This is a genomic window from Mesorhizobium sp. M4B.F.Ca.ET.017.02.2.1, from assembly GCF_003998955.1.
Classification (GTDB): Bacteria; Pseudomonadota; Alphaproteobacteria; order Rhizobiales; family Rhizobiaceae; genus Mesorhizobium; species Mesorhizobium abyssinicae.
Genome location: NZ_RZOF01000241.1, coordinates 1 through 10,192, shown reverse-complemented (window position 1 = coordinate 10,192; position 10,192 = coordinate 1). Strand labels below are relative to the sequence as shown.

Here is a 10,192-nt window from a genome sequence, read left to right as displayed (position 1 = left end):
ATGGTGCCGTTGGCAAGGGCGGCGGCAAGCGCAGCCTCGTCCACCGTGCTGCCGCGGCCAATGTTGACGAAGACGCCGTTCGGGCCGAGCGCCGACAGGATCTCGGCATTGATCGCCTTCTCCGTCGCGGCGCCGCCCGGCGCGATGCAAATCAGCGTGTCGACCGCCTCGGCCAGGCCTTTCAGGGTCGCGTGGTAGCCGTAGGGCAGGCCCTCGACCTTGCGGCGGTTGTGGTAGGAGACCGGCAGGGCGAAAGCCTCCAGCCGGCGGGCGACCGCGAGGCCGATGCGGCCCATGCCGAAGATGCCGACGCTGCGGCCGCGCAAGGTGAGCCGGCTCAGCGGGTAGTGGCCGGTCTTCACCCAGCCGCCGTCGCGCAGCCATTTCTCGGCGGCGTACATTTCGCGCACGGTGTTGATCAGCAGACCGATCGTGGTGTCGGCGACCTCCTCGGTCAGCACGTCCGGCGTGTTGGTCACCATGATGCCGTTTTGCCCGGCATGGCGGGCGTCGACCGAATCGTAGCCGACGCCGAAATTCGCGATGATCTCGAGCCGGGGCAGTGCGTCCATCAGGGCTGCTTTGATGCCGCCGAAGCAGGCGATGCCGCGCACCGTCTCGCGCATCTCGTCGGTGACCAGCGACGGATCGGCCCGCTCGATCCCGATCCGCCGGAACGTGCGATCGATGCGGCCGACGGCATGGTCGTTGAAATGGCCGGGCACCAGGATGGCGACCGGCTGCTGTTCGGTCTTGGTCATGCCCGCTCCACCGGCTTGCCGGTCGACTGGCGCACATGCAGTTCCGGCTTGATCAGTTCCTGCGACGGCCGCACCGTCTGTCCATTCAGCTTGTCGAGCAGCGCGCTGGCGGCGCGGCGGCCGACCTCGCGCTGGCCGTTCCAGACCGTCGTCAATGCCGGTGTCGCGATTGCCGCCTCCTCGAGATCGTCATAGCCGGTGACCGAGATGTCGACGCCCGGCACCAGGCCGGCGCGGGCGATGCCGTTCATCAGGCCGATGGCGACGAGATCGTTCCAGCAGCAGGCGGCGGTCGGCTTGTCTTTCAGCGCCAAGAACTGGCCGGCGGCCTCGAACCCGGCCTGTTTGGTGCGCGGGCCGGCGATGCGCCAGGACGGCCTGACCTCCAGCCCCGCCGCCTCCATGGCGTTGAGATAACCCTGGTAACGGTCGCGGCCGGTCGACGTCTGGTCGGTGCCGCCGATCATGGCGATGCGCTTGTGGCCGAGCGAGATCAGGTGGTTGGTGGCCAGCGCCGTGCCATAGGCGTCGTCGCCGCGGAAGACCGGCACGTCGGCCCCGGCGACGCTGCGCGCGATCAACACCGCCGGCAGGCCGTTGTCCTCGGCCATGACGATGTCCTCGGCCGGCGTGCCGATGGCCGGCGACATGATGACGCCGTCGGCGCCGAGCTGCAGCAGCGTGTCGATGAAGGTGCGCTGCTTTTCGAGCTGGTCGTAGTGGTTGGACAGGATGAAGGTCTGCCGGCTGCGGTCGAGCTCGCTTTCGATCGAACGCAGGATCTCGGCGAAGAACGGGTTCATGATGTCGTGCACGACGACGCCGACAATGCCTGAGCGCGAGGTGCGCAGGCTGGCGGCGCGGCGATTGTAGATATAGCCGATGGCGCGGGCGTGTTCCTTGATGCGGTCGCGTGTGCTGCCCGCCACCAGCGGGCTGTCGCGCAGCGCCAGCGACACCGTGGCCGTGGACACACCGAGCGCATCCGCGATCGTCGAAAGCTTGATCTTCTGTGCCAGCCCTTCGCTCCCCGAACCGATTTAAACTGTTTAAAGGCGGCTCTTATGCCATCGATCCCCGGCAAATCAAAGTTTTTTTGCCAGGGCTTCGGCCTCTGCGTCCAGCGTCGCGCTGTTGCGCAGGCGAAGCCGGTGTTCGCGATGAATGATGTAAAGGCCGCTGGCGACGATGATGGCAGCCCCCAGCAGCGTCCAGCGGTCGGGAAACTGGTTGAAGATGATCCAGCCGGAAATGATCATCCACACCATCTGCGAATAGGGGTAGGGGGCGAGCGCCGTGGTGGTCGCCAGGCGATAGGCCTGCACCAGCAGCCAATGGCCGGTGGCGCCGAACACGCCGAGCATCAGGAGGATGAACCAGTGCCACCCGTCATGCGGCAACGACACTGAGAACGGCAGCATGGGCAACAGCAGCACGGTCGGCGCCAGTGCCGAGAACAGGATCAGGCTTTCCGAGCTTTCCGTAGCCGACATGCGGCGGGTCATGATGACATAGAAGCTGTTCGACAGCATCGAGCCGAGCGCGAAGAGATGGCCGATGCCGAACACGCCGACGCCCGGCCGGGTGATGATCAGCACGCCGACGAAGCCGGTGAGGATCGCCAGCCAGCGCCGCCAGCCCGCCCATTCGCCGAGCAGCGGACCGGCAAGCGCGGTGATCACCATCGGGCCGAAGAAGTAGATCGATGTCGTCTCCGCCAGTTGCAGGGTTCGCAGCGCGAAAATGTTGCACATGGTCGAGCCGAACAGGAACGCGCCGCGCAGGATATGCGCGGTCAGGTTCCTGGCGCGAAAACGCGACGGCTCGCGCCAGCCGCGCAGGAACACGCCGACAAGCAGCACATGAACGACGAAGCGAGCCCAGGCGACGATCAGCGCCGAGACGCCGGCCAGCACCAGATATTTGCTGCTGGTGTCGAGAAAGGTGAAGCAGACATACACGCACAGCATCAGCAGCATCGCCGCCGGCGGCGTTGCGCTGTCGTCTTGATTTTTGGGAATGCTCAAGGTCGGGCCGAGGAAAGGTAGACGCCACCTTTTGCGGCAATCGCCGCTGGCCGGCAAGCCAAAAGCGACTGGCCCAACAAGCGTCCCCGGACAGGCTCAGTTTAGGCGCTCCGTGGACCAGCGCCTGCGGGCTTCAATCATGACTGCATGCGGGCGCCCTTGACGATCTTGTCGACGAGCTTCTTCTCGGCACGCAGCGCGATGCCGACGACCCTGGCGTCATCGGGCGCGAATTCGGCGAAGACGGCGCGGTTGGCGGCGTCGTGCCCGGTCGAAAACATCTCCTCGACATAGGCCGATGTCGTCACGCCGCGCTCCAGCGCCCGGCGATGGATCGCATTCAGCGTCGGTCCGTCCGCCGACAGCACGATCACCGGCTGGATCGACAGCGGGTTGTAGATGTTGCCGGCACGGTCGCGGTAGGGCTCGCCGATGATCTCCGGGAACTGGGCAACGATGCCGCTGGTGAGGAAGGCGGTGACGTTGAGCTTTTGCCAGACGGCGAGATCGTCCCTGAGCACGATTGCAAATTTCGTATCGAACACCAAGATTCAAGTCTCCGGGAGGCGGCCTGTGACAGGCCTGGATGAAGCGATGCCACACGATCTAGCCGCGGAGCCTGTGCAGGGTCTTGAACGTTCGTGCTCGGGCGAGGTCACCGGGGACGGTATCGTGTCGGCGCCGGCAGGCACCGGCATCGAGCGCATCGAGGCGCGCTTCCACGGCAATGCCTTCGAATTGCACCGCCACGACACCTATGCCATCGGCGTCACGCTGCACGGCGTCCAGCGCTTCCGCTATCGTGGCGCGCTGCGACACAGCCTGCCCGGCCAGGTGATCGTGCTGCATCCCGACGAGTTGCACGATGGCGGCGCCGGCACGGAGGACGGACTGCGCTACAGGATCCTGTATCTCGAACCGTCGCTGCTCATCGATTGCCTGCGTGGCGCGCCGCTGCCTTTCGTTGAGGATGCGGTGGTGAGCGACCCGGCGCTGCGCGGCACGCTGCTGTCGGCGCTGGCGCCGCTGGAGGAAGAATTGGACGAGCTGTTCGTCGCCGATTTCATCGCGCGGCTGGCGCGGAACCTCGGTCGACATGCCGGGCAGCCGGCAAAGCCGATGGGAAAGACGGCATGGCGCGCCGCAGCACTTGCGCGCGATTATCTCGAGGAGAATGCCGGGCGGCCGGTGCGGTCAGGTGAACTGGAAGCCGTTACCGGCCTCGACCGCTACGCGCTCTCGCGCCACTTCCGCGCCACTTACGCCACCAGCCCGCATCGCTTCCTTGTGATGCGCCGGCTGCAGCGGGCGCGCCGGATGATCGAGGCGGGCGAGCCGCTGGCCGAAATCGCCGTTGCCGCCGGCTTCAGCGACCAGAGCCATTTCAACCGGCATTTCAAGAAGGCGTTCGGGCTGACGCCCGGGCGTTGGTCGGCGCTGGTGCAAAGCGCGACGCGCAGCGTCGTCGCTCAACCGCGAGACGCCCAGTGATAGCTTTCAGGCGCGACGCGCAGCGTCGTCGCTCAACCGCGAGACGCCCTGTGATGGCTCTCAGGCGCGACGCGCAGCGTCGTCGCCCTTCCGCTAAGCCGCCGATGCTTGGGTGCTACTTGAAGCGACCATGCTGCGCATCGTGCTCACCGCGTCGCTCGTTAAAGGGCAACGCTGGCGCACCGCGACGACGCTTCGCGTCGCGCTTACGCGTCGCTGCGAGACGACGCTGACGCGTCGCTCGTTACTCATCCAGCTCGGCGTCGTCGTCTATGAGCACCAGATCTTCGTTCGAAAGATTGGCCTCGACCCGGGCGAGCAGTTTGAACAGCGCCTTCTGGTCCTTCTTGTCGAGGCCCTTCAGCGCCTGCTTCTCGGTCTTCTTCACCGATTTCTCGATGGCGTGGATGATGTCGCGGCCGGTATCGGTGAGGAAGATGTGGGCCTGGCGGGCATCGGCGTTGGAGGCGCGCTTTTCGAGAAAACCCTGCGCCTGCAACCGGTTGATGGTCTTGGTGATGGTCGGTGGGCGCACGCCCAGGCGGCCGGCGAGGTTGCCGGGCGTCTGGCCGTCCTCGCGGTCGAGCGCCAGCATGATCTGGTCCTGCCCGGCATAGAAACCATGCGCCAGAAGACGCGCGGCGAGCGCCGTGCGCGCCAGTCGCGCCGCCGAATGCAGCCGGCTCATTGTCGCTGTCTTGTCCGCCTTGGCCATGGTCATCCCTCTTCGGCCGAACCGGTGCCGACAGCATAGAGGCTGCCTGCCGGTTGGCAATCGACGATCAAAAAGAATCCGGCTTGCAGAACAGCTTTGCCGGCAAGCATTGCGATGTCCGCCGAGGTGATGCCAGATGTTTATTTCAGTTAGATGACAAACGACTTTTCCCCTGCGGGAAGGCTTTCCGGCGGGCGCGTCGAGGCGTGCAAAGCCGAGCCTCAGCCGGACTTCACCGCGACGACCAGCAGCGCCTGGTAGGCGTCCGCCGCCTCGCGCAAGGCCGCCTGCGCCAGCGGTCCCGCGCGTCTCGCGATGCCGTCCCGCGCATTCGACGTGTCGCGCTTGCCGGCGCGCTCGGCATAGGGCGGCACGGTCGCAAAGATCTGATCGCTGAGCGCGTCGGGGAAGAACAGCTGGCCGGTCATCGTCGAGCTGTCGTCCAGGAAGATCTTGAAGTGGATATGGGTGGTGCGGCCGCGATACCACCCGGGATAGATGGTGGCGAAGGACACGATGCCGCGTTCGTCTGTTTTCTGCCAGCCGCGCAGGAAAGTCTGGCCTGACGTGTCGACATCCTGGCCGTCGCCCTGGCCCGGATAGCCGGAATAGTGGCCTTGCGCGTCGCAATGCCAGACATCGACGCGCGCCCCTGCCAGCGGCCGGCAGGTGGCATCGACCACCTGCAGCTTCACAGTCAGGCCGACACCGCTCTTTCCCTCGGTGATGTCGGCGCGTTCGAGCTTCGGGTCGAAGTAGAACGGCCCCTCGGTCGCCTCGGGCGTGATGGCGCAAACGCCGCCGCCGGCATCGAAAAGGGCAAGCCCGGCATAGGACGAAACCTGCGCTGCTGGCGCGGTGGACGGCATAAAGCTGCCGCCGCCGGCGGTGACGGCAATCAGGCCGAGCGCCCGGCGCCGGGAGATTGGCAAGGAAGCTCGCTTGTCGGACATCTGGCGCCTTTCCGGCCTGCTGCCTGGCCCATCGGTTTGCCGCGTGCAAATGCGTGGCACACACCCTATATGGAGCCGACACTCCCCTTTTCGAAGCCCGGATTTGCCGAGGCAGGAAGACTTTTCGAGGCAAGACATGAGCCAAGCGCAGACGCAGATCCCCGTAACCGTGCTGACCGGCTACCTCGGCGCCGGCAAGACGACCCTGCTCAACCGCATCCTGTCGGAGAACCACGGCAGGCGCTATGCCGTCATCGTCAACGAGTTCGGCGAGATCGGCATCGACAACGACCTGATCGTGGAATCCGACGAGGAAATCTACGAGATGAACAATGGCTGCGTCTGCTGCACGGTGCGCGGCGACCTGATCCGCGTCGTCGAGGGCCTGATGCGCCGTCCCGGCCGCTTCGACGCCATCGTCGTCGAGACCACGGGCCTCGCCGATCCGGTGCCGGTGGCGCAGACCTTCTTCATGGACGACGATGTGCGTTCCAAGACCAAGCTCGACGCCGTGGTGGCGCTGGTCGACGCCAAGCACCTGCCGCTCAGGCTGAAGGATTCCAAGGAAGCCGAGGACCAGATCGCCTTCGCCGACGTGGTGGTGCTCAACAAGACCGACCTCGTCACGCCGGACGAACTCGCCAAGGTCGAGGCGACGATCCGCGCCATCAACCCGTCGGCCCGGATCCACCGTACCACGCGCGCCGGTGTCGCGCTGGCCGAGGTGCTCGATCGCGGCGCCTTCGACCTTGCCCGCGCGCTGGAGAACGACCCGCATTTCCTCGAAGCGCACGACCATGATCACGATCACCACGATCATGACCATGATCACCATCACCATGATCATGACCACGATCACGCGCATCCTTCCGATATCCATGACGTGACGGTGCAGTCGGTGTCGCTGCGCGGCGGCGAGATGGACCCGAAGAAGTTCTTCCCGTGGATCGAGAAGATCACCCAGATGGAAGGCCCCAACATCCTGCGGCTGAAAGGCATCATCGCGCTGAAAGGCGACGATGAGCGCTATGTCATCCAGGGCGTCCACATGATCATCGAGGGCGATCACCAGCGCGCCTGGAGGGATGGCGAGAAGCACGAGAGCCGGCTGGTCTTCATCGGCCGCGAGCTCGACGCCGAGCGGCTGCGCAAGAGCTTCGAGGCCTGCCAGGCGGCTTGAACGTTCGGGAGAGGACAGGCTGCTTAGGGCGATCGAAGCACTGCCAAGCATTCTGTAGCGACAATTTCCAACCGTTGGCGCCGCCCCTCATCCGCCTGCCGGCACCTTCTCCCCGTATAGTGACGGGGAGAAGAAGGCTGGCCGCGATGTCGACGCCTATTCTGTAGCGCTGAAGATTGGCGAGATCATCCGCGACAGCCCTCTTTCTCCCCGTCACTATACGGGGAGAAATGTCCGGCAGGACAATGAGGGGCGGCGCCATCGCTGGCGAATATCCCCCTCATGGTTGCCGGACGTACAAACGTCGAGTAAGCCGCCTTCTGCACTTTCACCAGACAAAGATAGCCATGCCCACTGTCGCCCCGCTTGATCTCGAAGGCCATTGCGTCGCCGCCGTCTTCCTCGGCGATGTGCCGCATTTCGCGCTCGCCGATGGCACAATCCACCGCCTCGACAACGGCCATAAGACCGTTCAGGCCAATGACGGACTGCTTGCCTCCTTTCACGATGCCGCCAATGACCGGCTGATCACCGGCGGCGAGGACGGCAAGGTCTTTTCGACCACCGCGGGCGGCAACGTCGAGGAACTGGCGAGCGCCGGCAGGAAATGGATCACCAGCATCGCCGCCGGCCCGCAGGGCGCGATCGCCTTTGCTTCGGGCAAGACCGCCTTCGTGCGCTTCGCCGACGGCAAGACCAAGGAATTCGCCCACCCGCGCTCGGTCGAGGGATTGGCCTTCTCGCCCAAGGGCATGCGCTTCGGCGTCGCCCGCTACAATGGCGCGACGCTGCATTTCCCCGCCGCCGAGGGCAAGCCGGTGGAGCTCGAATGGGCCGGCGCCCATACCGGCATCACCTTCTCGCCGGACGGCGCCTTCCTCGTCACCACGATGCAGGAAAACGCGCTGCACGGCTGGAAGCTCGCCGACGGCAAGCACATGCGCATGAGCGGCTATCCGGCAAAGGTCAAAAGCCTGTCATGGGCGCCGAAGGGCAAATGGCTGGCGAGCTCGGGCGCGCCGGCGGCGATCGTCTGGCCGTTTACCGGCAAGGACGGCCCGATGGGCAAGGCACCGCTGGAGCTCGGCACGCGCGGCAACGCCATGGTGACCACGGTCGCCTGCCATCCGAGCCAGGATGTGGTGGCGATCGGCTATGACGACGGCATGGTGATGGCGGTGCGCTTCGCCGACGCCAAGGAAGTGCTGCTGCGCCGCCCGGGCAAGGGCGCCATCACCGCGATGATGTGGGACAGGCAAGAGCGCCGCGTCGTCTTCGGCAGCGCCGCCGGCGACTGCGGCGTAATCGATATTTCCGCATAGCCGCGGCTATTCTGCCCCGCAGGATACTTTGCCTTTGACTTCAACCGGCTTGCCGTCCTGGTCCGTATCCGCCGCGGCGTCGTAGATGGCGAGCGTATAGCGCCCGTCATAGACGCCTTCGTCGCTGGTCTTGGTCAGGATCGTCAGTTCGACCGAGTTGATACGTTCAGCGACTTCGTGCTCGCGATAGATGTTCAGCCGCAATTCCTCGCCGTCGAGCCAGTATTGCGTCAGGTTGGAATCCTCGAAGATGGTCTTGCGCAGGCTGTCGCCGGCAGGCCTGCCGAGAATTTCGAGATCGCCGCGAAAATTGAACGTCGGCCCGCCCATGCCCCTGGTGACGCCGGCCTCGACCTGGAATATTGCCCCCGCATCCTCGGCGGAGCACCAGATGCCGCCGCTCGCAAGGGCCGAGCCAGCCGACAGAAGCAATGTCGCAGTGCAAATGATCGCCCGCATTTTTCTCCCCCAGAACCGAGCCACGCCCTTATTGATGCCGGGCTTTGCCTCGAGGTCAAGCGCCAGCCGGCTGCCGCTGAACCAATGCACGGCAAGCAGGCGGCCAATTGCGGTTTGAGACGGCGATTGTCTACAGTGAACGGCGAGAGGGGCCTTCATGCATTCAACCAGCCATTCAAAGACGTCGATCGGCGGCATCAGCCGCGAGCGCATTGCTATGCTGCGCGACACGGAGGCTGAGGTTTTCCGCAAGGCGCGGCCGAAATCCGAGGCCAAGGCCGGCAATGGCCTGCCCGGCTTTTTCGGCGGCGTGCCGATGCACTGGATGAACGATTGGCCGACGCCGTTTCCGATCCTTGTCGACAGCGCCAGGGGCGCCACCATAACCGACATCGACGGCAACCGGCTCGACGATTTCTGCCTCGGCGACACCGGTTCGATGTTCGGCCATTCTCCGCCGCCGGTCGCCCGCGCCATCCGCCGCCAGTCCGGGCGCGGTCTGACCTATATGCTGCCGAGCGAGGATGCCCTTGCCATCGGCCCGCTGCTCCAGCAGCGCTTCGGCCTGCCGTTCTGGCAGATCGCTACCACCGCGACCGACGCCAACCGTTTCGCGCTGCGCGTCGCCCGCGCGGTGACTGGGCGCGAGAAGATACTGGTCTTCAACGGCTGCTATCACGGCTCGGTCGACGAGACGATGGTGCGGCTGGTCGACGGCAAACCGGTGAACCGGCCGGGCCTGGCAGGCGAGTTCCGCGACCTGACGCGGGCAACGAAGATCGTGGAATTCAACGACATCGCCGCGCTGGAAGCGGCGCTCGCCGACAGGGATGTCGCCTGCGTCATCACCGAGCCGGTGCTGACCAACTCCTGTATGGTGCTGCCCGAGCCGGGCTTCCACGACGCGCTGCGGCGCCTCACCCGCGCCGCCGGCACGCTGCTTTTGATCGACGAGACGCACACTATCTCCACCGGTCCCGGCGGCTACACCAAGAAGTACGGGCTGGAGCCCGATCTCTTCGTCCTCGGCAAGCCGGTGGCCGGCGGCGTGCCGGCGAGCGTCTGGGGCCTGAGCGACGAGGTCGCCAGCCGCTACGCCGCCTACAACCGGACCAAGGAACCCGGCTATTCCGGCATGGGCACGACGCTGTCGGCCAATCCGCTGCAATTCGCCACGATGCGCGCGGCCCTCGAAGAGGTGATGACCGAGGCGGCCTATGCCCGCATGGACCGGCTGGCGCGGCGGCTCGATGCCGGGCTGACCGCCGTCATCGACCGCTGCCG

11 protein-coding genes are annotated in these 10,192 nt (G+C 65.5%); 4 read left to right on the top strand and 7 right to left on the bottom strand.

Annotated features, from left to right (window positions below; all coding sequences use genetic code 11):
* From EN738_RS23970 to EN738_RS23955, 4 genes are all read right to left on the bottom strand, one after another.
* On the bottom strand, positions 1-761 hold a 761-nt coding region (locus tag EN738_RS23970; protein ID WP_127285870.1), incomplete at its 3' end, for an NAD(P)-dependent oxidoreductase.
* Positions 758-1,780, bottom strand: a complete 1,023-nt coding sequence (locus EN738_RS23965) for a LacI family DNA-binding transcriptional regulator (RefSeq protein ID WP_127285869.1) — start codon at positions 1,778-1,780, stop codon at positions 758-760. The genes EN738_RS23965 and EN738_RS23970, both read right to left, overlap by 4 nt.
* Before the next feature lie 66 nt (positions 1,781-1,846).
* A complete protein-coding gene (locus EN738_RS23960) occupies positions 1,847-2,731 on the bottom strand; it encodes a DMT family transporter (protein WP_187331356.1) in 885 nt (294 codons plus the stop codon).
* A 194-nt stretch (positions 2,732-2,925) separates the two neighbouring features.
* On the bottom strand, positions 2,926-3,333 hold the full coding sequence (locus EN738_RS23955) for a DUF2000 family protein (RefSeq protein ID WP_127285867.1): 408 nt from the start codon (positions 3,331-3,333) through the stop codon (positions 2,926-2,928).
* Positions 3,334-3,382: 49 nt separating this feature from the next.
* On the opposite strand from EN738_RS23955, the gene EN738_RS23950 reads away from it, so the two are divergent.
* The gene (locus EN738_RS23950; protein ID WP_127285866.1) at positions 3,383-4,279 is read left to right on the top strand and encodes an AraC family transcriptional regulator; all 897 of its coding nucleotides are present in this window, start codon (positions 3,383-3,385) and stop codon (positions 4,277-4,279) included.
* Between the two features lie 244 nt (positions 4,280-4,523).
* On the opposite strand, the gene EN738_RS23945 is transcribed toward EN738_RS23950, so the two are convergent.
* Positions 4,524-4,994 carry a MarR family winged helix-turn-helix transcriptional regulator gene (locus EN738_RS23945; RefSeq protein WP_127285865.1) on the bottom strand — a complete coding sequence of 157 codons (471 nt, stop codon included), beginning with the start codon at positions 4,992-4,994 and terminating at the stop codon, positions 4,524-4,526.
* 221 nt (positions 4,995-5,215) lie between these two features.
* Positions 5,216-5,947: an intradiol ring-cleavage dioxygenase gene (locus EN738_RS23940; RefSeq protein ID WP_127285864.1), complete on the bottom strand. Its 732-nt coding sequence runs from the start codon at positions 5,945-5,947 to the stop codon at positions 5,216-5,218.
* 136 nt (positions 5,948-6,083) lie between these two features.
* On the opposite strand from EN738_RS23940, the gene EN738_RS23935 reads away from it, so the two are divergent.
* Positions 6,084-7,127: a GTP-binding protein gene (locus EN738_RS23935; RefSeq protein ID WP_127285863.1), complete on the top strand. Its 1,044-nt coding sequence runs from the start codon at positions 6,084-6,086 to the stop codon at positions 7,125-7,127.
* A gap of 347 nt (positions 7,128-7,474) precedes the next feature.
* A complete protein-coding gene (locus tag EN738_RS23925) occupies positions 7,475-8,449 on the top strand; it encodes a WD40 repeat domain-containing protein (RefSeq protein ID WP_127285862.1) in 975 nt (324 codons plus the stop codon).
* Positions 8,450-8,455: 6 nt separating this feature from the next.
* On the opposite strand, the gene EN738_RS23920 is transcribed toward EN738_RS23925, so the two are convergent.
* Complete coding sequence (locus EN738_RS23920) at positions 8,456-8,908, bottom strand: hypothetical protein (protein WP_127285861.1); 453 nt, start codon at positions 8,906-8,908, stop codon at positions 8,456-8,458.
* Positions 8,909-9,065: 157 nt separating this feature from the next.
* Between EN738_RS23920 and EN738_RS23915 the strand changes: the two genes are divergently transcribed.
* On the top strand, positions 9,066-10,192 hold a 1,127-nt coding region (locus EN738_RS23915; protein WP_127285860.1), incomplete at its 3' end, for a transaminase.